The organism is Nocardia cyriacigeorgica (assembly GCF_029868385.1).
Taxonomy (GTDB): domain Bacteria; phylum Actinomycetota; class Actinomycetes; order Mycobacteriales; family Mycobacteriaceae; genus Nocardia; species Nocardia cyriacigeorgica_F.
On sequence record NZ_JARWNX010000064.1, the window covers coordinates 304,772 to 326,871 of the forward strand.

At 66.6% G+C, this 22,100-nt stretch carries 22 protein-coding genes; 13 read left to right on the forward strand and 9 right to left on the reverse strand.

Features of this window, described 5'->3' with window-relative positions; translation table 11 throughout:
- Positions 1-15: 15 nt before the first annotated feature.
- Positions 16-900: a L,D-transpeptidase gene (locus QH168_RS26780; protein ID WP_432421188.1), complete on the reverse strand. Its 885-nt coding sequence runs from the start codon at positions 898-900 to the stop codon at positions 16-18.
- A 135-nt stretch (positions 901-1,035) separates the two neighbouring features.
- Between QH168_RS26780 and QH168_RS26785 the strand changes: the two genes are divergently transcribed.
- Positions 1,036-1,224: a hypothetical protein gene (locus QH168_RS26785; protein WP_280468709.1), complete on the forward strand. Its 189-nt coding sequence runs from the start codon at positions 1,036-1,038 to the stop codon at positions 1,222-1,224.
- A gap of 155 nt (positions 1,225-1,379) precedes the next feature.
- Here QH168_RS26785 and QH168_RS26790 read toward each other — a convergent pair whose 3' ends face one another.
- Genes QH168_RS26790 through QH168_RS26800 form a run of 3 tightly spaced genes read right to left on the reverse strand, consistent with a single transcriptional unit; the run spans position 1,380 to position 4,530 of the window.
- Entirely contained in the window at positions 1,380-2,723 is a 1,344-nt protein-coding gene (locus tag QH168_RS26790) for a cytochrome P450 (RefSeq protein WP_280468710.1), read from the reverse strand.
- Between the two features lie 32 nt (positions 2,724-2,755).
- Complete coding sequence (locus tag QH168_RS26795; protein ID WP_280468937.1) at positions 2,756-3,970, reverse strand: serine hydrolase domain-containing protein; 1,215 nt, start codon at positions 3,968-3,970, stop codon at positions 2,756-2,758.
- 41 nt (positions 3,971-4,011) lie between these two features.
- Positions 4,012-4,530: a DUF6764 family protein gene (locus QH168_RS26800; protein WP_280468712.1), complete on the reverse strand. Its 519-nt coding sequence runs from the start codon at positions 4,528-4,530 to the stop codon at positions 4,012-4,014.
- 209 nt (positions 4,531-4,739) lie between these two features.
- Between QH168_RS26800 and lppU the strand changes: the two genes are divergently transcribed.
- The gene (lppU, locus tag QH168_RS26805) at positions 4,740-5,372 is read left to right on the forward strand and encodes an LppU family putative lipoprotein (RefSeq protein WP_280468713.1); all 633 of its coding nucleotides are present in this window, start codon (positions 4,740-4,742) and stop codon (positions 5,370-5,372) included.
- Between the two features lie 21 nt (positions 5,373-5,393).
- Positions 5,394-6,851 carry an MFS transporter gene (locus QH168_RS26810; protein ID WP_280468714.1) on the forward strand — a complete coding sequence of 486 codons (1,458 nt, stop codon included), beginning with the start codon at positions 5,394-5,396 and terminating at the stop codon, positions 6,849-6,851.
- A 93-nt stretch (positions 6,852-6,944) separates the two neighbouring features.
- Here QH168_RS26810 and QH168_RS26815 read toward each other — a convergent pair whose 3' ends face one another.
- The gene (locus QH168_RS26815; RefSeq protein ID WP_280468716.1) at positions 6,945-7,619 is read right to left on the reverse strand and encodes a S1 family peptidase; all 675 of its coding nucleotides are present in this window, start codon (positions 7,617-7,619) and stop codon (positions 6,945-6,947) included.
- 549 nt (positions 7,620-8,168) lie between these two features.
- Between QH168_RS26815 and QH168_RS26820 the strand changes: the two genes are divergently transcribed.
- From QH168_RS26820 to QH168_RS26865, 10 genes are all read left to right on the forward strand, one after another.
- On the forward strand, positions 8,169-8,987 hold the full coding sequence (locus QH168_RS26820) for an MlaE family ABC transporter permease (RefSeq protein WP_280468717.1): 819 nt from the start codon (positions 8,169-8,171) through the stop codon (positions 8,985-8,987).
- Positions 8,988-8,990: 3 nt separating this feature from the next.
- Positions 8,991-9,854: an MlaE family ABC transporter permease gene (locus tag QH168_RS26825; protein WP_280468719.1), complete on the forward strand. Its 864-nt coding sequence runs from the start codon at positions 8,991-8,993 to the stop codon at positions 9,852-9,854.
- Positions 9,855-9,857: 3 nt separating this feature from the next.
- Entirely contained in the window at positions 9,858-11,390 is a 1,533-nt protein-coding gene (locus QH168_RS26830) for an MlaD family protein (protein WP_280468721.1), read from the forward strand.
- Positions 11,387-12,415, forward strand: coding sequence for an MCE family protein (locus QH168_RS26835; protein ID WP_280468722.1), 1,029 nt, complete (start codon positions 11,387-11,389; stop codon positions 12,413-12,415). The genes QH168_RS26830 and QH168_RS26835 overlap by 4 nt, the downstream gene beginning before the upstream one ends.
- The gene (locus QH168_RS26840) at positions 12,412-13,404 is read left to right on the forward strand and encodes an MCE family protein (protein WP_280468724.1); all 993 of its coding nucleotides are present in this window, start codon (positions 12,412-12,414) and stop codon (positions 13,402-13,404) included. The genes QH168_RS26835 and QH168_RS26840 overlap by 4 nt, the downstream gene beginning before the upstream one ends.
- Positions 13,404-14,483, forward strand: a complete 1,080-nt coding sequence (locus tag QH168_RS26845) for an MCE family protein (protein ID WP_280468726.1) — start codon at positions 13,404-13,406, stop codon at positions 14,481-14,483. The genes QH168_RS26840 and QH168_RS26845 overlap by 1 nt, the downstream gene beginning before the upstream one ends.
- Positions 14,480-15,583, forward strand: coding sequence for an MCE family protein (locus QH168_RS26850; protein ID WP_280468728.1), 1,104 nt, complete (start codon positions 14,480-14,482; stop codon positions 15,581-15,583). Before QH168_RS26845 ends, QH168_RS26850 begins: the two co-directional genes overlap by 4 nt.
- Complete coding sequence (locus QH168_RS26855) at positions 15,580-16,740, forward strand: MlaD family protein (protein ID WP_280468730.1); 1,161 nt, start codon at positions 15,580-15,582, stop codon at positions 16,738-16,740. Before QH168_RS26850 ends, QH168_RS26855 begins: the two co-directional genes overlap by 4 nt.
- A 134-nt stretch (positions 16,741-16,874) precedes the next feature.
- Positions 16,875-17,831 (forward strand): hypothetical protein, encoded by a 957-nt coding sequence (locus QH168_RS26860; RefSeq protein ID WP_280468732.1) that lies wholly within the window; start codon positions 16,875-16,877, stop codon positions 17,829-17,831.
- Positions 17,832-17,867: 36 nt separating this feature from the next.
- Positions 17,868-18,494, forward strand: a complete 627-nt coding sequence (locus tag QH168_RS26865) for a hypothetical protein (protein ID WP_280468733.1) — start codon at positions 17,868-17,870, stop codon at positions 18,492-18,494.
- Positions 18,495-18,572: 78 nt separating this feature from the next.
- Here the strand turns inward: QH168_RS26865 and QH168_RS26870 are convergent, their stop codons facing one another.
- From QH168_RS26870 to QH168_RS26885, 4 genes are all read right to left on the reverse strand, one after another.
- Positions 18,573-19,157, reverse strand: a complete 585-nt coding sequence (locus QH168_RS26870; RefSeq protein ID WP_280468735.1) for a ribonuclease H family protein — start codon at positions 19,155-19,157, stop codon at positions 18,573-18,575.
- 10 nt (positions 19,158-19,167) lie between these two features.
- Entirely contained in the window at positions 19,168-19,638 is a 471-nt protein-coding gene (locus QH168_RS26875; protein WP_280468737.1) for an SRPBCC family protein, read from the reverse strand.
- Positions 19,639-19,731: 93 nt separating this feature from the next.
- The gene (gene lhgO / locus QH168_RS26880) at positions 19,732-20,940 is read right to left on the reverse strand and encodes an L-2-hydroxyglutarate oxidase (protein WP_280468739.1); all 1,209 of its coding nucleotides are present in this window, start codon (positions 20,938-20,940) and stop codon (positions 19,732-19,734) included.
- A 226-nt stretch (positions 20,941-21,166) separates the two neighbouring features.
- Positions 21,167-21,901: a hypothetical protein gene (locus QH168_RS26885; RefSeq protein ID WP_280468741.1), complete on the reverse strand. Its 735-nt coding sequence runs from the start codon at positions 21,899-21,901 to the stop codon at positions 21,167-21,169.
- Positions 21,902-22,100: the final 199 nt, after the last annotated feature.

The window sequence follows — 22,100 nt, forward strand, 5'->3', positions numbered from 1 at the left end:
TGTGATCAGGGAAGGTCAGTTCCAGTCGCCCAGGCCGTCACCCTTGTTGAGGGTGCCGCCCGCGGTGTTCTGCACGACCACCGCATCGCCCTTCTTCACGTTCTCGAAGAACCATTTGGCGTCTTCGGTGCTGACGTTGAGGCAGCCGTGGCTGACATTCGCCACGCCCTGCTGACCCACCGACCACGGCGCGGCGTGCACGAAGATACCGCTGTAGGAGATGCGGGTGGCGTACTCCACGTCGAGCTTGTAGCCCTCGGGATCATCGATCGGCACACCGTAGGTGGAGGAGTCCATCACCATCTCGCGGCGCTTCTCACCCACGATGTAGGTGCCGTTGGGGGTCTCGTGGTCGGTCTTGCCCATCGAGGTCGGCATGGTCTTGACCACCTCACCGTTGCGGGTGACGGTGATGGTCTTGGTGTTGTCGTCGGCGGTGGCGACCAGCGCTTCACCGATCCGGAAGGCGCTGCGGCTGCCGCCGGCCTCCACCACCACATCGGTCTCGGCGGGCCAGAACTCGTTGGGCCGCCAGCGCACCTGCTTATCGCTGATCCAGTAGAAGTGGCCTTCGGCCGGATTGGACGAGGTGATCTTGATGGCCCGCTCGGCGGCCGCGCGATCGCCCACCGGCTCCTTGAAGTTGATGATGATCGGCTGTGCGACACCGACGACCTCGCCCTCACCGGGGTTGAGGCTCGGCGGTGCGAAGTTCGCCTTCGGCGGCACCGGTTCGGTGGCCAGCTCCGCCGAACCCGAGGGCAGGTGGGGCGCGGCCTGGGCAGGAGCGATGAGCACAGCGCTTGCGGCGGCGATCGCCGCGGTCAACAGGACGCCCTGGCGGAGCCGGTGCGCGCCACGGCGGCGCGAGGTCGACTCGGTGGTCTTGGCGGCATACATATGTTCTTCGTCCATTCCATCTCTCGGTCGCACCCGACGCACCGTGGATTGCACGGCACGGTCCTGCGCGACCTGCGGAGCGGTTCGGTGAATACTCACCGAACCTGCGGAGCACCCCACGGATCGGCATCGAACATGCGCGGCACCCGCGGCGTGCGCATCGTTCTCGGCGCACCGACGGGTTCGTGGAGCCCGGAGCGGCCCCGACCGGGTAGTCGCGGATCCGCCGTCGATGGCGACGGCGACCCTGGCGGCTACACCTACCGCTCCGCCGACCATTCCTACCGGTCCTACGCCGACGTTTCCAGCCGGGTCGGCCGGTGATAGGCGGCGGCCACCGGTTGTTCGATCGCGCATGCCCGGCATCGGCGGGTGGGTCCGTGGCGAAACGCCCCGCTCACAACGGTGAGTCGCACTCGGTGCGGAAATCGTGCCGTTCGGTCGGTGATCCACGTCGCCAAACTTGTTGGTGAGCTAAATCACGCGAGGACCTCGAAGCGGATGCGGCGGCTCGGCCCGGTGGCGATTCCGCGCGGGACGGCGCGCGGCAACTCGCCGCCCAACGGCGGCGATACGAGCCGCAGTTCGGTGTCGGCGACGATCGTTGCCACGGCGATGCGCAGTTCGAGGTCGGCCAATGCGGCCCCGACACAGCGGCGGTGACCGCCGCCGAACGGTGCGAATTCGAACGGGGTGTAGCGGCGGTCGAGGAACCGTTCGGGTCGGAACCGGTCCGGTTCGGTCCAGACTGCCGGATCCGAATGCAACAGCGGTAATGCGATACCCATGACGTCCCCGGCCGTCAGCGCCACGCCGCGCAGGGTGAACGGCTCGGTGAGCCTGCGCAGCACGATCGGCACCGCCGGATGCAGGCGCAGGGTTTCCTGGCAGACCGCGTCGAGGTAAGGCAGCCGCGCGGGGTCCGACCATGCCGCGTCCGGGCCCGCGGTTCGCAATTCGGTACGCAGCCGGTCCAATACGACGGGTTCGCGGTGCAGCCGCAGCAGCGCCCACACCAGCGTGTTCGCGGTTGTCTCATGTCCGGCGACGAGCAGCGTGCGCAGTTGATCGCACAGGTCGCGGTCGGAGACCGCGGTGCCGTCGTCGTAGCGGACGTCGAGCAGTGTCGACAGGATGTCGGCGCCGCCACCACCACCGCGGCGCCGCTCGGCGATATCGGCGAGCAGCAGCCGGTCCAGCCGGTCGCGGGCCGCGACGAACCGATCCCATGGCGCCCGACCGAACAGGCCGTGGCGCAGGGCGGGCAGCAGCATCAGCGGACCGGTGAAGCCGCCGAGGAACGCGCCGATGGCGGCGGTGTACTCGGCGCGACGTTCGCCGCCGACGCCGAACACGGCGTCCAGGATCACCCGCAGCGTGATGGCGGTGGCGGCCGATCGCGCGTCGATCACGGTTCCCGGCCGCCACCGGTCGATTTCGTAGCGCACCGAGTCCTCGATGAGCGCGCTGTAGGCGCGGACCCGCGACCCGTGTAGCGCCGGTGCGAGCAGGGCGCGGTCACGGCGGTGCCGTTCACCGCCGGTGAGAATGAGCGATGCGGTGCCGACCAGCGGTTCGATCGGGTTCGGTCGCGGCGGTTCGAGCGCGCGGACCGGGGCGCGGAACAGTTCCTGCACGCCCTCCGGGGTTCCGGTGAACACCGCTTCCCCGAGTCCGGGAAAGGGCAGCAGGAACGGATCACCGTCGCGGTCGCGCCGCCTGCGGAAATACCGTTCGAAACCGATTCCCGCGGCCGCGGCATGCGCCAGCGCCGGGCGTGGGCGCCGTAACGCGACCGCGCCGCCGCGGACCGTCGGTTCCATACCGCTGGATACGGACCTGCGCCGGTGGCGGTTCAGTGTTCGCCGATGGCGTCGAGGTCGTCGACCGGCCGAATCTTTTGGACCGTACTTCGTGCCATCGCAGCCAGTCGAGCCAGCCGAGCATCACCCAGCGCGGTGACCGCATTGCCGAGCCGGTTGGTGACGAAGGCGACCGACATCCCGAGCAACGGATCGGCGTATGCGCCGGAGCCGCCGACACCGTAGTGCCCGAACGCCTTTCGCGGCTGCTGTTTGGTCATCAGCACAGGACGGTGATAGCCGAGGGTGAAGCGCAACGGGAAGCCGAGCACATAGTCGCGGCTCTCGGTCGGCTGCACCCGGTTGATCTTGTCGATGGTCTCCGGTCGCAGGAACTGGACCGTGTCGCCGCTGTCGGCGCCGAGCCCGGCGACCTGTCCGCCATTGGCCAGCGCGCCGTACATCCTGGCCAGCGCCCGCGCCGAGAACACCCCGTTCCAGCCGGGCATCACCGCATCGTGCACGCGCGGATCACGCACCAATTCATCGAAACTCTCCGGCATCCCGGCCTCGGCCAGCCCGCGCACCGGCCGCACCCAGGACAGCACCGACGACGCGGTGTTCCAGCGGATGCCGGGGGGCGCGAGATGCGGGAAGGTCTTGGCGATCCGGTATCGCTCGGACTCCGGTACCCGGAACCAGAATTCGTCCATCCCGAGTGGAATCGCGATCTCGCGGCGCAGTACCTCGGTGAACGGATCACCGGTCACCCGCTGCACGAGCTCGGCGACCAGCCAGCCGAAGGTGATGGCGTGATAGCCCGAGGTGCGGATGCGCCGCGGATCCGGTGGGCTGTCGGCGAGCGCGCGCACCACCGAGTCGTAGTCGAGGATGCCCTCGCGGCCGGGGACGAGTCCGCGCACCCGGTGCAGGCCCGCGCGATGGGAGAGCACATCGCGCACGGTGATGTCGTCCTTGCCGTGCGCGGCGAACTCCGGCCAGTATTCGGCCACCGGCGTCTCGTAATCGATGAGCCCGCGTTCGGCGATCCGGTGCAGCACCGTCGAGGCGACGCCCTTACCGGTGGAGAAGGTGAGCGCCACATTCTCGCCGGTCCAGCGTTTGTCCTTGGCGGCCCAGCCTGCCCAGATATCGACGACCGGAGCACCGTCCAGATAGATCGCCAACGCACCACCGCCCCGGCTGGGCTGGGCGAACATGGCGAAGAAATGGTCGGCCAACCGGATGAAACGCGGATCGACGACCATCGCGCGCGGTGCCGCGAGCCCGCGCGCCGGTTCCGCCGCGTTCACGACCGCTGCCAGCGGCCCACCGGAGTCGCCAGGCAGGCATCCCCCGTACCGGCGTTCCAGGCGAACGCCGCGACACCGAGGCACACCACGGCGTCCTCACCGGAGAGCACCTGGGCGCGCGATCCGTCCAACGCCAGCGATACCGCCACCGCCGAGGCGGTCGACGCGCCGCCGGCGGGCAGCAGCGAGGTCAATGCCACCGCATCCGGTCCGAGGCCGACCGCGATCGGCATCCCACCGACCCCCTCGCTCGCGCCGAGGCCACCGGCCGCGCCGATCCCGACTGCCGTGGCGCCGGATGTCGCCACGGCGTAACCGATGCCGTCGACGCCCGCCGATCGCGCACTGCCGAGTTCGCCGGTGCGCGCGCGGCATCCGTGGTCGCCGTCGAGGATCATGATGTCTGCGCCATTGTCCGCGACGCATTGCACAGTGTTTGCCGAGGCCACCGCCGGTGCCGCGAGGCAGGCACCGGCCGCGGCGGTGGCGCAGGTGATCGCGCTGATCAGCTTCATGTCCGACTCCTCTCGCACCGGCCTTCTCACCATAGGCGAGATTGTTGCTGCGGGGGCGGTTCCGCGCCTGTCGACGACGCGCGCCGTGCCCTTCGACTCGACCTGGCCCCAGCTGTGGTGTATTCATTTCGAGGTATTTCATGCACTGTTGTGGACTTCGGATTCTGCCGGGGGTGGGAGTTCGGCGTTGCTGCTCGGGAGGACTTTTCGTGTCTGGTCGATCGACCCTCGCTCATCGTGCGCTCGCGGCCTGCGCCGTCGCGGCGGCGCTCGTCGTACCGTTCGCCGCAGGGTGTAGCACCACCATTTCCGGCACTGCGCAGCCCGCGCTGGACAACGCCGTATCGAGCACGAACAGCCCAGGATCGTCGGGTTCGGAGCCGACGAGCACCCGGACGCCCCGTTCGACCACGAGCGCCGCACCCACCGGGGGCAATACCGAATTCGAGGCCGAGATCGGCGATTGCGTGACCCTCGGCGGCACCACCACCGCCGCCGAGATCAACAAGGCCTCCTGCGGCAGCCGCGCCGCCAACTACAAGGTCATCGGCAAGGTGGCCAGCCGATCCGAATGTGTCAGCGACGCCGACAGCTACTACGCCGAGACCGCCGATGGTATCGATCAGGGTGCGCTGTGCCTCGATATCGACTGGGTCGTCGGCGGGTGCATGGATGTCGGCGGCGAGGACCCCAAGCGGGTGGACTGCACCGAACCCACCATCGACGGGGTGAAGGTGCTCTCGATCGAACAGAACGCCGACGACGCGAACGCCTGCGGTGACGGCGGCAGCGGCTACGTCTACCCGGAACGCCGCTTCGTGGTGTGCGTCGAACAGCTGTAGCGACACCCGTATCGTGGAGCGGTGAGCACCGCTGAGCTGCCACGTCTGCGCTCGGGTACCGGTCGCTGGATTCTGTTGGCCACCGTGCTCGGGTCGTCGGTCGCGTCGCTGGACGCGACCGTCGTCAATATCGCCCTGCCGCGCATCGGCGAATCGCTCGACACCGATGTCGCGGGCCTGCAATGGACGCTCAACGGCTACACCCTGACCCTCGCCTCGTTCATCCTGCTCGGCGGTTCGCTCGGTGACCGGCTCGGTCGACGCAAGGTGTTCGTCTGGGGCGCCATCGGATTCGCGATCACCTCGGTGCTGTGCGGTGCCGCCACCAGCATCGAGATGCTGGTCGCCGCGCGGGTCCTCCAGGGTGTGGCGGGCGCGATGCTCACGCCGGGCAGTCTGGCGTTGATCTCCTCGTCCATCGATTCCCGCGATCAGGGCGCGGCGATCGGTTTGTGGTCCGGTTTCGGTGGGGTGGCCGGTGCCTTCGGCCCGCTGCTCGGCGGCTGGTTGATCGAGCTGGCCGGATGGCGGTCGATCTTCTTCCTCAATGTCCCGCTGACGGTGATCGTGGTGCTGGTGGCCGTACGGCATGTGCCGGAGAGCCGCGATCCACAGGCGGACGCCAGGCTCGACATACCCGGCGCGTTCGTCGTCGCGGTGGCGCTGGCCGCACTCACGCTCGGCTTGATCGATGCCATGCCGTGGCTGGTGGTGGCCGGTGTGGCGCTGCTCGGCGCGTTCGTGGTGATCGAACTGCGCAGCGATCATCCGCTGGTACCGCCCTCCTTGTTCGCCTCCAGGGTGTTCACCGTGGCGAATCTGGTGACGCTGGCCGTGTACGCGGCGCTGGGCGGAGTGTTCTTCCTGCTGGTACTGGAACTACAAGTGGTCGCCGGGTATTCACCGTTGCAGGCGGGGATGGCGACGGTGCCGGTCACCATTCTGATGCTGCTGCTGTCCGCGCCAGCGGGCCGGTGGGCACAGCGGCACGGGCCGCGTCTGCCGATGACGTTCGGTCCGGTGCTGGCCGCATTCGGGTTGGTACTGCTGCTCGGCATCGGTCCCGGCTCCGCATATCCGGTGGATGTACTGCCGGGAGTGCTGCTGTTCGGTCTCGGGCTCGCGGTGCTGGTCGCCCCGCTCACCGGGGCCGTCCTCGGCGCGGTCGCACCGAGCGAGGCGGGGATCGCCTCCGGGGTCAATAATGCCGTGGCTCGTACGGCGCAACTGCTCTCGGTGGCCGCGCTGCCCGGTCTGGCCGGAATCTCCGGTGCGCTCGGCGATCCGGAGCAGTTCGATTCCGGTTTCGGGGTGGCCATGTGGATCTGTGCCGGGCTGCTGCTGGTCGGCGCGCTGCTGGCCGCGGTGTTGTTGCGCGCGCCGCGTCGCCGCGCGCCGACGCTGGACACCGTGGATTGTCTGCCACAGTGCGGTGTGGCCGCGCCCGCGCTGTCGCCCGCCATCGATCGCGGCACGTAGCCCGGCTGGAGCGGCGGCTGCGGTCACCTGCCCTGAAATGCCGAATGAGCGGGCATTTCTGCCCGCTCATTCGAAGTATCCGTCCGGAGGAACTCAGATCGGCCGGAAGCCGGAGCCCACCCCGCCACGCCCGTTGACGTCGTCCATGATCGCGGTCAGGTTGGTGCCGACCTCGGGGCCGAAGCAGGCGATGGCCAGGTACGCGTTGACCATGCCGACCAGGGTGGATCCCACCACGACCGGTGCACCGGAATCACCTTCGACCACGCACATCTGGGACCAGGTCTCGTAATTGGTCTGGAAGATATCGCCCCAGGTGACGCCGCAGGTATTGCCGGTGGTCCGGCCTTCCTTGCAGACGATGGTCGGGAACTGCGGCGGTGCGCCGATCCCGGTGATGGTGACATTGCCGATCCGGTTCACCGGGGTGATCCGGTTCGGATCGAACTGGATGACGGCGTAGTCGAGTTCGTGATTGGAGAAGACGAACTTGCCGATCGGGCCGTAACCGCGGTCCACCTCGGAGTACACCTGCGCGCCCGCGTCGCCGCAGTGCCCAGCGGTCAGCCCGACCAGGCGTCCCGCCCCATCGTGGCCGACCGTGGTCACCGTGCACTCGAACTGATTGTCGATCACGATTCCAGATCCACCGCCGATGACCGGCGCGCCTGGTGCGGCGCCCGCGGCGCCGGTGCCGGTCCCGAGCAGCGCCGCTCCGATGGCGACGGCGAGGACGGCGTTGGCCGCCTTGGCGAGTTTGCTGAACATGTCCCTCCAGACGTCGGAAGCCCGCACGATATCAATCTGTGGCACCCATCGTGTCAGTATTTGTGCTCGGGCGCGTCATCGGCCGCGCGGTCTCCGGCCACACGACGGTTTCGATACATATCAGCGTGCGCGTCCCATTCGCCTGGAATAGCAATTCGCTATCAGTGCTCGCATTATTCGGATCGAACTTTACAAACCGCGTTCGGTCATGGTCGGTCGTCCAGAATTGAATCCAGCAATTTTGAATGAATAGTTTCCCTATTAATTAGGAACAGCCTCCGCGTCGGGATCGGCGTTCGCGCTGGTGAGCTGTAACTCGTTCCAGTTCATTTTCGTGAAAGATTGGGACCAATACCAACCAGAGAGCGATAACTCAGTGGTCGCGATGGATAGTGACAACCGTCTATGACCGCAATCACATGTCTATGGTGTGTTCTGCGCTACTCCGTAGTAAGGTGCGTCAAGCAAACAAGTCGTCGGGGCAGGTAAACCGACGTCGAGAGGGGTTAGTCAGTGCAGTCGACCAAGAGTCCACCAGCAGGTTCGCGGTTGAGCGATGCGGTCGAGTGGACGAAGGACTACTGGCGCGACCATCCCAAAAAGTCGCTGGAAACGCTCGGTCGTCAGATGACCATGGGCGCGCAGGCGATCACGGAACTCGTCGTCGCCATCTTCCGCCGTCGGTTTCCGTTCGACGAGTTCATCCGGCAGTGCGCGTTCATGGCCAGTGTCGCCGCCGCGCCGACCTTGCTGGTCGCCATCCCGATCGGCGTCATCGTTTCGATTCAGGTCGGTGCGGTCGCCAGCCAGGTCGGCGCCACCTCCTTCATCGGCGCGGCCAATGGCCTCGGCATCATCCAGCAGGGCGCGCCACTGGTCACCGTGCTGATGATCGCCGGAGCCGTCGGTTCGGCCATCTGCGCCGACCTCGGTTCCCGCACCATTCGTGAGGAAATCGACGCCATGAAGGTGATGGGCGTCGATCCGATGCGGCGGCTGGTCGCCCCCCGGCTCGGCGCCGCGATGATCGTCAGCGTGCTGCTGTGCGGCTTCGTCGTCTTCGTCGGCTTCCTGACCGGCTACATCTTCAACATCTTCGCCCAGGGCGGGACCCCCGGTTCCTATATCGCGACCTTCTCCTCGTTCGCGGTGACCATGGATCTGCTGGTGGCACTGATCAAATCGCTGCTGTTCGGTCTGCTCGCGGCGATCATCGCCTGCGATACCGGGCTCAACACCCGCGGCGGCCCCGGCGGTGTCGCGAACTCGGTGAACACGGCCGTCGTCATGTCCGCGGTGATGTTGTTCGGCGTGAACGTGATCTTTACGCAGGTCTACAACACCCTCTTCCCCCCGACGGTGGTGTAGCCGGTGTCCGCGACCTATGTGCCGCCCCTGCTGCGGCCCTTCCAGAAGCTCAAGTCCGCCGCCAACGCGCCGAAAGACATGCTGGCCCGCCTCGGCCACCAGGTGTTCTTCTTCCTGCGCTCGATCGGCTCGATGCCGTTGGCGTTCAAGCAGTACCCGAAAGAAGTCTGGCGGCTGCTGTCCGATGTCACCTGGGGCAACGGCAATCTCGTCGTCGGCGGCGGCACGATCGGCGTCATCCTGATCCTGTCCGCCTTCGGCGGTATGACCGTCGGCATCCAGGGCCACACCTCGCTCAACCTGCTCGGGCTCAGCCCGATCACCGGTGCCATCTCGGCCTTCGCCACCACCCGTGAACTCGGCCCGCTGCTCGCGGCGCTGGCGTTCGCGGCGCAGGCTGGCTGCCGTTTCACCGCCCAGCTCGGCGCCATGCGTATCTCGGAGGAGATCGACGCGCTCGAATCGGTCGCGATCCGCCCGCTGCCCTATCTGGTCAGCACCAGGATGATCGCGGCGATGATCACCATCGTCCCGCTCTACTGCCTCGGCCTTGCCATGGCCTACATCTCCTGCGCGCTCACCGTGCAGGCGATCGGCGGTACCGACAGCGGTACCTACATGCACTACTTCTACCAATTCCTGATACCGACCGACGTGTTGTATTCGCTGCTCAAAGCGATCATCTTCGTCGCGATCACCACGTTCATCCAGTGCTACTACGGCTTCTTCGCCTCGGGTGGACCCGAGGGTGTCGGTGTGGCAGCGGGCCGCGCGATCAAGATGTGCATCATCATCGTCGTGTTCGCCGACCTGTTCATGACCTTGGCCATCTGGGGTGTCAACCCCGGCATCAGGATCTCGGGGTAGGCAATGATCATCGATCCGAGTGGGCGCGGGCCCACCATGCGGCAACTGCTCATCGCGGGTACGTGTGGGCTCGTCGTCTTCGCCGTCATCCTCGGCTTCCTGATGGCGCGCTATCAGGGGTACTTCGTGCCCAAGGTGAAGGTCACCGCGAATCTGACCACCACCGGTGACGGGCTGCCGCAGGACGCCGACGTCAAATTCCGCGGTGTGCTGGTCGGGGCCGTCGACGATGTCTCGGTCGCCGCGAAAGGTGAACTACAGCAGGTCCATATCGAGTTGAAGCCGGAGTTCGTCGACGGCATCCCGGACACGGTCACCGCACGCGTGGTGCCGAGCAACCTGTTCGCGGTGACCTCGGTGGAACTGGTCTTCAACGGCACCTCCGACGGGCACCTGGAAGAGGGCTCGGTCATCGAGGAGGACCGGAGCAAGGGCACCGTCGCATTGCAGGACACCCTCACCACGGTGCAGAACATCCTCGACCAGATCGACCCGATGCAGTTCGGGCGAGTGCTCGGCACACTGTCCTACGCGCTCGACGGCAGCGGCCGGGTGCCCGGCTCCACCATCGAACGTCTGGACCGCTGGCTGACCACGGTCGACGAGTCCATCCCGGATCTCGGTGCGTTGCTCGGCGATTTCTCCGCCTCGGCGAACGCGCTCAACCAGTCCGCGCCCGAACTGATGGACGTGCTCGCCAGCTCGGTCACCACCGCGCGCACCATCGCCGACCGTCGGTCCGAACTCGCCGCCCTGATCAGCGGTGCGTCGAGCACGGCGGACAAGGTCAACGCGTTGTTCGCGGCCAACCCGAACTCGGGTAAAGAGGTCACCGCGGGTCTGAACGCCACCATCGGTGCGCTCGCCTCCGACCCGAGCGCGATCACCAACTCGATCGCCAATCTGAACAGCTCCACCCGGAAGCTGAACACGGTCTTCACCTGGGGTCCGCAGCGGCAGATGGTGTGGAACGCGGGCGTCACCTTCACCCCGTGGAAGCCGAACACCATCGAGGATTGCCCGCGCTACGGCAGTCTCGCCGGTCCGAGCTGTGGCACCGCGCCCGCGGTCGCCGATCCGGGTGTGCTCCCGGAATCGATGCGGCCCGGCCGGTTGAAGTCGGCCGACGGACTGCCCGTGCTGCCACCACTGCCGGGTATGCCCGCCATCCCCGGGGTGACCACCCAGGTCACCGCGCCCGCGCCGGCCGCGCCCACGGCGGCACTGCCGAACCCGTTCGCCGGTACCCCGCTCGAGGGTCTGTTCCCGAATCTGGTGCCGCCAGGTGCGCCCGCACCGGCCGCGCCGCAGCCGGGAGCCGCGCCCGCGGCGCAGCCCGAGCAGGGCGCACCGGCGCCGGCGGGCGACACCCAGCGTCCCGGTGTGAAGCCCGCGGCCCGGCCGATCGCCTACACCGACGATCAGGCGTTGACCGCGCTGCTCGGCCGTAAGGCCTCCACCCTCGAGTACATGATGTTGAGCACGAGCCTGGAAGGCGGAACGTTGCAGGTCACCGAAGAGGGGGCCCGCCGATGAGCATTCGTAGACCGCTGATCGGTTTCAGTCTCTTCGCCGTGGTATCGATTCTGGTCACCGTGGTCATCTGGAACACGCTGGCCCGCACCGTCGACGGCGATACCAAGACCTATTCGGCGACCTTCACCGATGTGCTCGGTCTGCGCGAGGGTGACGATGTGCGCATGGCCGGCGTCCGGGTCGGCAAGGTCGAGAAGATCGAACTCGACGACAACAACGACGCCCACGTCTCGTTCATCGTCCAGGACGAGCAGACCCTGTACGGCAACACCAAGGCTCTGGTGCGCTACCAGAACCTGATCGGTCAGCGCTATATCGCGCTGGCGCCCGGCACCGGCGGTGACGCCACTCCGATGGAGAACAACGCCACCATCCCGCTCGAGCGCACCGAGCCGTCGTTCGACATCTCGGCGCTGCTCAACGGATTCCAGCCGTTGTTCCAGGCGCTCGAGCCCGAGCAGGTCAACCGCCTGTCGGAGACGTTCGTGCTGGCATTGCAGGGTGATCGGCTCTCGCTGAGCGCGTTCATCACCCAGGCCGCGACGCTGGCCACCGATTTCGAGCGCCGAGACGCGATTCTCAGCGATGTGATCACCAACCTCAGCAGTGTCATGTCGGGGTTGGCAAAACGAGGGGACGAATTGGAGACGCTGGTAACCCAGACCCGAGCGCTGATCGGCGGGCTCTATGAACAGGGCCAGTCGCTGCAACAGTCCACCGTGCAGATCGCCGACGCCACCACCGCACTGGTCGATATGGTCGGCACCATCCAGCCCAAGCTCGATGCCGCGCAGAACTCGACCCGCGACGCGCTGACGCTGCTGCTGGCCAATGGCGCCAAACTCGACCAGGCCGCGATCGACCTGCCGTCGGTGCTCGCCGATGTGGGCCGGTTCACCTCCGAGGGCGCCTACGCCAACGCCTACATCTGCCGCCTCGACGTCTCGCTGTACGGAATCCTCTTCCCGCGCGGGCTGTTCTCGCAGATCGGCGGCAACGGACAGTCGGCGGTGTGCCGCCCATGACCAAGATCAAAACCTGGTTCAACGCCAACCGCTACTTCGGGCTCGGCATCATCGGCGCCGCATTGGTCGCGCTGCTGGTGATCGTGTCCTCCGGCTTCCAGAGCCTCGGCATCGGTGAGCAGAAGATCGAAGCGGAGTTCGTCCAGGCCGCCGGTATCAAGGTCGGCGACAAGGTCGACGTCGCCGGTGTCCCGGTCGGCCGGGTCGCGGCCGCCGAACTCGAGGGCGATCACGTGGTGATCACCTTGCAGATCAACGACGATGTGAAGCTCGGCCCGGATGCGCACGCCTCCATCAAGATGGCAACGCTGCTCGGCGCCCGCTATGTGGATCTGGAGCCGGGCGACGGCTCCGGTCTCGACGGCGACCGGATTCCCAAGACCAACACCACCGTTCCCTACAACCTCGCCGATGTCGTACAGCGCGGCACCCCGAAGTTCGAGGAACTCGACACCGCCAAGCTGGCCGAATCGCTGAACCTGTTCAACCAGCAGCTCGGCGGTTCACCAGAGCTGATCGCGCAGGCGCTCAACAGCGTCGGTGCCCTGGCCAAGACCATCGACTCGCGTAAGACCCAGGTCGATTCGCTGCTCAAGGATCTGGATCGGGTCACCACCATCCTGGCCGACAACCGCAACAGTGTGCTGCTCGTGGTCACCCAGGGTGAGGCGATCGCCAGCCGGGTGATGGAGCGACAGGGGCTGCTGCGTCAGCTGCTCGACAATGTCGCCACCCTGACCGCGCAGCTCCAGCAGATCGGCGCACAGAACGACAATCAGTTCTCCGGCACGCTCGATCAGCTCAACACCATGGCCGCGGGCCTACAGAAGAACAAGGACAACCTGGACCGGCTGCTGTCGATCATGCCGCCTGCGGTGCGGTATCTGGCCAATGCCTGGGGTAACGGCAACTACGCCGAGGTCGGCATCCCGTGGCTGTTCCCGGACAACTGGTTGTGCTTCGCCCAAGTCGCCGAGGGGTGCGCGTGATGAGACTCAGGACGATCGCCCAATCCTTGTTCGTCGGTGCCAGCGCGCTCATGGTCGGCAGCTGCTCGCTGCTGCCAGGGCCGTTGAACAACGACATCAAGATCACCGCGGATTTCGAGAACATCGCGGGTATGTACGAGGGCAACAGCATCCAGGTGCTCGGCATCGATGTCGGCAAGGTCGACAAGATCGTGCCGCGCGGCACCTTCGTCGAGGTGCATATGACCCTCGACGGTGATGTGAAGTTCCCCAAGGACGCCATGGCCGTGGTGATCTCGCCGTCGATCGTGACCGACCGCCATATCGAGATCACTCCGCCGTTCACCGAGGGCGAGACCTTGTCCGACGGCGATCATCTGCCGCTGGAACGTACCGACGTCCCGGTCGAACTCGACACGATGATCAAGACCATCGATCAGTTCGCCGCTGCGCTCAAACCGGAGGAGGGCCAGGAAGGTCTCGGCCCGCTGTCGGGCCGGGTGCTGTATCCGATGCTCGACGGCAACGGTGAGAACATCCGCGACACGCTGAACGCGCTGTCGAGTGCGCTCAAGGTCGGTCTGGACAACAAGGACGCGATCTCGACCATCATCATCAAGCTCAACGAGCTCACCACGATGCTGGCCGAAAACGATCAGTCGGTGCGGGATTTCAGCAATCAGGCCACCCAGATGACAACGCTGCTCGCCGAGCAGGCGCCGGGTCTTCAGGCCACGCTGAACCAGCTCAACAGCTTCCTCACCAATACGAGCTCGATCTTCGCCGACCATCAGGATCAGATCTCCGACACCCTCACCCGGATGACCGCGGTCACCGATCAGCTGCGCCAGAACGCACGCGGGCTCACCGAGGTCATCGACGTCGCGCCGATGCTGTTGCAGAGCATCGATAAGTCGATGAACCACGAACTCGGCTACATCCGGCTGCACGGCATCGTCGGCACCACCCTCGCCGGCGAGCAGATCAGCCTGTTCTGTGAGCGCATCCAGATGCGAGCCGATGGTTGCCGCACCGGCCGGATGGAGGACTTCGGTCCCGACTTCGGACTCACCGCCGCACTGCTTGGACTGACGAAATGATGAATCGAATCAGCAGACGAGCCCGCCGCTCCATGGTTGCGGTCGCGGCGGTCGGCGCCATGTCGGTGACCTCAGGCTGTGGCCTCACAGTCGAGAAACTGCCGCTGCCCAAGCCGGGCGCCTCCGGCGACACCTACTCCCTGACCGCGGTGTTCGACAATGCGCTGAACCTGCCCGATCAGGCGAAGGTGAAGGTCGGCGGTTCGGATGTCGGTGTGGTCACCGGGATCAAGACCTCGAACTTCCAGGCGATCGTGGATATGGATATCAGCACCGATATCCAACTCCCGGTCGGCAGCACCGCGGAACTGCGCCAGGCCACGCCACTCGGTGACGTATTCGTCGCGCTGTCGATGCCGCCCGCCGAGCCCGGCACCCAGATGATGCAGAGCGGCGACACCCTGCCCTTGGAGCAGACCTCGGCGGGCGCCACCGTCGAGGAGCTGCTGCTGTCGGTGTCGCTGATGTTCAACGGCGGCGGTATCGCCCATCTCGCCAAGCTCGGCGCCGAACTCGATTCCATCGTCGGCGGGCGCAGCGACCAGGTCGTGCATCTGGTCAACGAGATGACCGGCGTCGTCACCAGCATGAACGACAACTCGGCCCGGATCGACAGCGTGCTGTCGGAATTCGGCGCACTGGCCACCACCCTGGAGTCCAGGCGTTCGGACCTCGGCCAGGTGGCCGACACCCTGCCGAACATGATCGGCGCGGTCGCCGAGAACAACCGCGCCATCGGCGATCTACTCACCAAGATCAGCACCGCGAGCGCGGCCCTCGGTGACTATGCCAATACCTCGGGCGGCGAGCTGGCCGGTCTGCTCGACAACCTGGACAAGTTGATGGGGGCGCTGGCCGCCACCGGGGACAACTTCGGTGCGGTACTCGACGCCCTGCGCGAGATCCGTCCCGGCGTCAACGCGACCTTCCGCGGCAACAGCCTTGCCGCGCAGGTCAACGTCACCAACCTCGATATCGCCCTGCTCACCGCACCCGGCACCAGCAAGTTCTACGACCTCAACGATCTGAACGATTTCGCGGGCAGCCTGATCCAGGTGCTCCAGGTCGTCTACGGCCGGGTGACGGGAGGCCACCGGTGAAAAACCACAAGATCCTCTACTCGACCGCTGGCCTGGTACTCGTCCTGATCATCGGCGTCGCGTACCTGATGGTCAACGTCATGCGGATCAACCCGTTCCGCGGGACCTATTCGGTCACCGTGACGCTCGACCGCTCCGGTGGTCTGCAACCGGGCAACGATGTCACCCTGCGCGGCTTCCGCGTCGGCAAGGTCGATTCGATCAAGCTGATCGACGGCGGCTCGGCCATCGCGGCCACCGCCGAGATCGATGACCGCTACGACATCGCGGTGGACACCGTGGTCGCGGTGCAGGCGCTGTCGGCGGCCGGTGAGCAGTACATCGACTTCCGACCCGATACCGATCAGGCTCCGTTCCTGACCAACGGTTCGGTGATCGAGTACAACCCGGACACCGTGCAGACCCCCACTCCGGTGTGGGCGGTGCTCGATGACACCAGTGCGCTGATCGCGCAGATCGATCCGAAGCATTTCGACGTCATCCTGAACGAGCTGGATATCGCGCTCAGTGGTGGCCCGGATCAGCTGCGGTCGTTGATCGACGGTGTCAGCCTGGTGGTCGCCGGCCTGGATTCGCTGCTGCCGCAGACCGCGAACCTGATCGCGAATCTGCGCACCATCGCCTCGACCACATCGAACGCCCAGCCCGACCTCGGCACGCTGACCCACAACTCCGGTGTGCTGTTCGAACAGTTCAACAATGCCAATGCCGAACTGCAATCGGTGCTCGCGCAGGCGCCCGGCCAGTTCGCCAGCCTCGGCGCGGTGCTCGACACCACCACCGATCCGATCACCGGGCTGGTCAACAACTTCGTGGCCATCACCAAGGCCGCGCAGTTGCGGGTGCCCGCCATGCAGGCGCTGTTCCCGGCGCTCGAACTCGGTGGTGCGGCGCTCGGCGTGCCCGCGCACGACAACGAATTCCACACCATCCTCGATATCTGGCTGCGGCCCTACTGCCAGTACCAGTCCACTCCGGCGAGCCCGCAGGTCGTCTCCGACGGCACCATGCCGATGTGGAACTACTGTGAGAATCCGCCGCCGGGCCAGCAGGTCCGTGGTGCGGTGAACGCGCCGCGGCCGAACATTCCGAACAACGGCTCGCATATGCCGCCTGGTGTGGATCCGAACGAACGGACCATGCCGCCGGTGCGGTAACCCCGACCGGCTGATCGGTGCCGCGTGCGCCGGGGCATACTCGCAGATGAATGCCTGCGGCTCCGGCGCGCGCGTGGCCGGACGAAATACACGGCGCACTCGAAGGGTGTGCCGGGAAGGTGTGAACAGTACTCATGTCCAAAGATGACGCCGCTTCCGACGCGGACGCCGTGCAGGATGGCGCGACGACGGGATCGGCGGGCGACGCCGAACCCGCCGAGGCCGCCACAACGGCCGGTGACGTCGACGCCGAGTCCACGGACGCTACTGACAGTGGTGCCGGTTCGTCTGCGACCGAGGCCGGCGACGGTGAGTCCGGGGCCGGGACGACGGTGACGGCCGAGACTACCGAGGCAGAGTCGGAGACCGATGCGGATGCCACCGCAAAGGCTGCCGAAGCCTCCGATGCGGACGCAAAGGCCGAGGTAGAGAAGGCCGATGCGGACGGGGCCGATAAGACGGTCGAGGCCGACGCGGGCGATGCCGACAAGACGGTGAAGGTCGGCAAGACCGCCAAATCCGCGAAGGCTGATGACGCCGCTACCGTCAAGGTTCGCACCCCGGCCGCCGCCAAGGCCGCCGACGCCGCCAACCGCCGCAACCCGATGTTCATCGCCGCGGGCGTGGCACTCGTGCTGGCGATCGCCGCCGCGATCGCGGGTGTGGTGTTCTTCCTGCAATCGGGCAGCCGCCAGGACGAGCTGGACACCCGCGCCGCCGCCACCAAGGCGGCCTGCGATTTCGGTAATCAGTTCGCCACCTACAGCGGCGACAAGGTCGACGACTATCTCGGCCGGTTGAACGACAGCGCCACCGGTGAGTGGAAGCAGATGGTCGCTCAGCTCGGCCCGGATCTGAAGGCCCGGTTCTCGGGCAGGCAGGTCGACTCCAGGGCCGATGAGGTGATGTGCGGTTTCTCCTCCGGTGATGACGCCAAGGCGACCGTGGTCCTGATCATCGACCAGACCTTCTCCACCGCGGATGTTCCGAACTCCACCCCTGGCCAGGTCCGGGTGGCGGCCAATGTCGAGATGGAAAACGTCGACGGGCGTTGGCTCGTGGCGAAGTTCGACTTCCCGACAATGCAGTAGCCGACCGGCGTGATGAAAGAGAGTGGGACCGGACCTATGGTCGAAGACGCCAACAACAGCGGCGATGAGCGCGGCCTGCTACCCGTCGTCCTCGCGTTCGTGGCGGGTGTGGTGCTGGTGGCGCTGGTCGTCACCGCCGTCGTGTTCTTCCGGCAGGCGCAGCAGCACGGCGATGAACTGTCCGCGCAGGACGATTCGAGCCGGGCCGCCTGCGATTTCGCGCGCGCGACCAATACCTACGACTACGCGGGCAATCTGGACAACTTCATCGTCGAACTGAAGGCGAGGGCCACCGACAATGTGGTCTCGGACCTGGAGCAGAACTGGGAGACGCTGCGGCAGATCCTGGTCGAATCCAAGGTGAAGGCCTGGGTGGACGAGGCGACCTGCGGTTACCGTTCCGGTGACACCGAGAACACCCAGGTGCTGGTGAACATCAGCCTGATGAAGACCAACGCCGTCACCACCGAACCACGGCGCCAGGACATCGCCGTCATCGCGGGCATGGAGAAATCGGGTGACAAGTGGCTGGTCAACAAGTGGGAGCTGGCCATGATGCCCGGCATCGACCCGAACGCCCTTCCGCCCGGCGATCAGCCCGTTCCGCCGGGTGATCAGCCGGTACCACCGGCCGATCAGCCTGCCCCGGAACCCGGCAACTGATCCGATAACGGAAAGCGACCCCCGGCGGTGGGTCGAGCCACCACCGCCGGAGGTCTATTCAGGTGGTCGGTGCGGCGCTCAGAACAGCGTCAGTGTTCCAGCGACCGGCTGCTTCGCGATCTTTCGCGAGGCAGCCGGTTTTTCGGTTCGTACGGGCTTGTCCACGCGCACCGCTGGCGCGGGGATCGTCGTCGGGATCTCGACCGTCGGCGGCTCGGCGGCGGCAGCGGGATCGGCGGCGACGCGGCGGGCGGCCTGACCGGCCAGCGTATCGGCCTGTTCGTTGAAGTAGTTGCCCACGTGTCCGCGCACCCAGCGGAATCGGACGGGGCCGGGCCGGGAGGCGATGGCGCGGTCGATCTGCTGGATGAGTTCGGCGTTCTTGACCGCGCCGCCGGTGGAGGTACGCCAGCCGTTGCGCCGCCAGCCCGCGATCCACTCCGAGGCGCATTTGATGGCGTAGAGCGAATCGCTTTCGATCAGCAGTGGCTCTTCGCCGGGATGGGCGAGGATCGCCTCGAACAGAGCGCGCAGCTCCGCGATCTGATTCGTGCCCGACGTGGCTCCCCCGCTGTCGGCGGGCCCCTGATGATTGACCCATGCCCAGCCGATGGCGCCGCCGGGATTACGCAGGCAGGATCCGTCGGTGCTCACGATGATCATGCCTCGCACCCTACGCAATCCGGCCGACAAGATCGGTACCGTGGAATTGCTCTATCTCCCTTCGTAACCGGGACTCCGTGCGGCGCAGGGCCGAGCGGACACCGGATTCGATCGGGCGGGCCAGCATGCGCCCGGTGATCCCGCGCGGTGGTGCGTACTCTACTTCCGAGGTGAGCACCGAGCGGCCGTAGCCGAGGGGATCGAATCGCAGTGTCAGAGTGCCGGATAAGCGTCCACGCAGCGTATACCCGATCACGGCGTTACGCCGGTACTCGGTGATCTCGCAGGTGAGTGTGGTGCGCAGCAGGGCGAGTCTGGCGCCGGTGTGGAAGCGGGCGCCGAGACCACGGTCGACTTCACCGTTGGGTACGAACTCGGCGATGCCGAACATCCAGTCCGGGACGAACAGATGGTTGTCCGTGTAGGTGAAGGCGACCTCGACCGGTGCGCCGACGTCGCTGGCGTATCTGATGCGGCCCATGGGCCCTCCCTCCACGGCTCCGACAAAAGTACTACAGCATTCCTCTTTATTGGAGTGTTGTGGACAGATTTGGCGAGGGGGATTTCCAGATTGCTACCGATTGGTCGCTTGGTCGCCGGGTGGCGCGAGCTGGTCGACGATGTGCTCGGCGATCGGCAGTGCCGAGGTGGCCGCGGGTGAGGGCGCATTGAGCACATGCACCATCCGCGGGGTCCGTTCGATCAGGAAGTCGTGGATCAGGGTGCCGTCGCGGGCGACGGCCTGCGCGCGAATGCCCGCCTCCCGCGGCCGCAGATCGGCCATGGTCAGCTCCGGGCAGTAGCGACGGCATTCGGCCAGGTATCCGCGCTTGAACAGCGAATTGCGCAGCTCCCGCAGCCCGGTGCGGATATTGGCTTTCGCCACCCGATGCAATCCCGGATAGCCGAGGATCTCGCGGGCGTCGCGCAGATCGACGCTGCCTTTGCGATAGCCCTCCCGCGCCAGGCCGAGCACGGCGTTCGGGCCGACGGTGAGCGCACCGTCGATGGTCGGGCTCAGATGCACGCCGAGAAACGGCAGCTCCGGGTCCGGGATCGGATAGATCAGCGTGCGCACCAGCCCGGCCCTCGACTCCGGTAGCTGGTAGTACTCCCCACGGAACGGCACGATCCTGGTATCGGTGCGCAGTCCGGCGAGCCGGGCCAGCCGATCGGCCTGCAACCCGGCGCAGGCGACCAACGCGCGCGCGGTCCAGCTCCCTGCCGGACCGGCCACCGTGACACCGGTATCGGTCTCGGTGACCGACTCGATCCGCGCACCGAGCACGATCTCACCACCTGCCGCCCGCACCTCATCGGCCAGAGCCGCGGTGATCCGCCGGTAGTCGACGATGCCGGTATCCGGAACGAACAGCGCGCCGACACCGCGCACACGCGGCTCACGCCGAGCCAGCTCCGCGGCATCGATCAGCTCGACCACCACCCCGTTCACCGTCGAACGCTCATAGAGCGCGAGCATCCTGGCCTTCTCGGCGGCATCGGTGGCCACCAGCAACTTGCCGCATTCCTCGAACGCGATCCCCTGCGCGGCCGCGAACTCCTTGGTCGCCCGCGCGCCCCGCCTGCACAACGTCGCCTTCAAACTCCCCGGCGGATAGTAGATGCCCGAATGGATGACCCCACTGTTGTGCCCGGTCTGATGGACGCCGAGCGCATCCGCCTTTTCCACCAACACCAACCTCGCCCCCGGCCACCGCCGCAGCATCCGATACGCGGTAGCCACACCGACAATCCCGCCACCGATCACACAGAAGTCGTACATGCGGGGTCAGAGGTGGGCCAGGGCGATGGTCGTTGTCCACATGCAGAGCACGATATTCGCGATACCCGCCGTCCCGCGTCCTCGGTCCTCGGAACTCTGCCAACGGTCGGCATCGGCTCATTCGCCGACGGCTGCGAACAAGGCGATACGAACGGCGATTCGTTGTGGGCTTCCCACCCCCGATGCAGACCACGTCGGGAATGCCAGGCGAGCACCGGATCGTCGATCAGGTTGTGACGACGTCGTTTCCGGTGGTCGGGGCTCCCGGCGCGGCGGGAGTTGGCTCGGCGGCTCGGACGCCGCTGTCCGCTTCGGTGTCGGCTCTTCCCGCGTCACCCGGTGCCGGGTTGCGGTCCAGTTCGAGGGCGTGTTCGCCGAGGGTGGGGTCGGAGAACACCAGTGTCACCTCGCCGCGGCGGGTGTCTACGTCGGTGCGCATCTGGGTGACGCCGGATGGGTCGGTCGAGACTCCGAGTCGCTCGCGGATCGGCTCCGACATCAGGAATCCGCTCAGCACCGTCAGGGCGTTGGTGTCGACGGTGATGGAGACGGTGTTGGTCTGAGCCGGGGCCACCCGGGCGCCGACGTAGGTGGTGCCGATTCCCACTCGGCCGCCGACGCCGGCGCGGTCGTCAGCGGAGCGGTCGGTGGGGGCGATGTCGGCGGGCAGCGAGGTGGCTGCGGGAGCGGCGGGCGCTGTGGCGGGGCGGTCGCGATAGACGGCGGCCTGGCTCGAGCCCTCGCCTGGCAGTACGGTCCCGGTGCGCAGGGCCGGTGCGATATGCGGTGAGCCGTCTCGGTCGATCGGCGCCGATGGCGCGGCGAGCTGTCCCGGACGCTCCAGGCCGGGCATATTGGCGGCGATGTAGGCACCGGAGACGACGGTGAGGCTGAGGCTGGCGGCGCCCGCGAGCACGATGGCGGTATGGCGGGCGATCTGAGCAGATTTGAATACTGACACGATGCGTTCCTTTCCCTCCGCCCTGGTTTCCCTGGGGTCGACGGCCCGCATCGTTGAAAGCCGTACGCCCGTCCAGGTTACGGTGTGGAAGGTTGGTGTGTCGCATTGCTGAGAGCAGCATCACAGCAGGTACGCGTCGTCGGCCTCGCCGGTGTGACACGGTGGTGAACTGCCCGCGTCGGCGAGGTTTCGAGGCGTC

Coding starts and splice junctions, on each gene's coding strand:
- QH168_RS26785 (WP_280468709.1), top strand. CDS start 1,036: ATGCGCGGCACCCGCGGCGTGCGCATCGTTCTCGGCGCACCGACGGGT.
- QH168_RS26875 (WP_280468737.1), bottom strand. CDS start 19,638: ATGGGCCGCATCAGATACGCCAGCGACGTCGGCGCACCGGTCGAGGTC.
- QH168_RS26860 (WP_280468732.1), top strand. CDS start 16,875: ATGTCCAAAGATGACGCCGCTTCCGACGCGGACGCCGTGCAGGATGGC.
- QH168_RS26870 (WP_280468735.1), bottom strand. CDS start 19,157: ATGATCATCGTGAGCACCGACGGATCCTGCCTGCGTAATCCCGGCGGC.
- lhgO (WP_280468739.1), bottom strand. CDS start 20,940: ATGTACGACTTCTGTGTGATCGGTGGCGGGATTGTCGGTGTGGCTACC.
- QH168_RS26845 (WP_280468726.1), top strand. CDS start 13,404: ATGAGACTCAGGACGATCGCCCAATCCTTGTTCGTCGGTGCCAGCGCG.
- QH168_RS26835 (WP_280468722.1), top strand. CDS start 11,387: ATGAGCATTCGTAGACCGCTGATCGGTTTCAGTCTCTTCGCCGTGGTA.
- QH168_RS26795 (WP_280468937.1), bottom strand. CDS start 3,970: ATGGTCGTCGATCCGCGTTTCATCCGGTTGGCCGACCATTTCTTCGCC.
- QH168_RS26790 (WP_280468710.1), bottom strand. CDS start 2,723: ATGGAACCGACGGTCCGCGGCGGCGCGGTCGCGTTACGGCGCCCACGC.
- QH168_RS26815 (WP_280468716.1), bottom strand. CDS start 7,619: ATGTTCAGCAAACTCGCCAAGGCGGCCAACGCCGTCCTCGCCGTCGCC.
- QH168_RS26800 (WP_280468712.1), bottom strand. CDS start 4,530: ATGAAGCTGATCAGCGCGATCACCTGCGCCACCGCCGCGGCCGGTGCC.
- QH168_RS26840 (WP_280468724.1), top strand. CDS start 12,412: ATGACCAAGATCAAAACCTGGTTCAACGCCAACCGCTACTTCGGGCTC.
- QH168_RS26780 (WP_432421188.1), bottom strand. CDS start 900: ATGTATGCCGCCAAGACCACCGAGTCGACCTCGCGCCGCCGTGGCGCG.
- QH168_RS26850 (WP_280468728.1), top strand. CDS start 14,480: ATGATGAATCGAATCAGCAGACGAGCCCGCCGCTCCATGGTTGCGGTC.
- QH168_RS26830 (WP_280468721.1), top strand. CDS start 9,858: ATGATCATCGATCCGAGTGGGCGCGGGCCCACCATGCGGCAACTGCTC.
- QH168_RS26865 (WP_280468733.1), top strand. CDS start 17,868: ATGGTCGAAGACGCCAACAACAGCGGCGATGAGCGCGGCCTGCTACCC.